This window comes from Cupriavidus sp. SIMBA_020 (assembly GCF_046535395.1).
Classification (GTDB): Bacteria; Pseudomonadota; Gammaproteobacteria; order Burkholderiales; family Burkholderiaceae; genus Cupriavidus; species Cupriavidus campinensis.
Genome location: NZ_JAWRWU010000267.1, coordinates 1 through 317, shown reverse-complemented (window position 1 = coordinate 317; position 317 = coordinate 1). Strand labels below are relative to the sequence as shown.

General features: G+C 64.4%; 1 protein-coding gene. It reads left to right on the top strand.

What is annotated here, in order from left to right; genetic code table 11:
• Positions 1-317, top strand: a 317-nt coding sequence (gene flgB, locus SB751_RS29140; protein ID WP_410748925.1) for a flagellar basal body rod protein FlgB, incomplete at both ends; no start/stop codon positions are given.

Sequence of the window (317 nt, the reverse complement as noted above, 5' to 3'; positions counted from 1 at the left end):
CGAACATCGCCAACGCCGACACGCCGAACTACAAGGCGCGCGATTTCGATTTCAAGGCGGCGATGCAGAACGCCATGGAAGGCTCCAAGCGCCTGCCCGACACGTCGCTGACGCTGACCTCGGCGCGCCACATCCCGGCGAAGGCCGTGTCCGAAGGGCCGACCCAGATGCTGTACCGGCTGCCCTACCAGCCCAGCATGGACGGCAACACGGTCGACATGGACATCGAGCGGGTCCAGTTCGCCGACAACACCTTGCACTACCAGAGCACGATGCAACTGCTGTCGGGTCGCATCCGGACCATGATGGCCGCCATC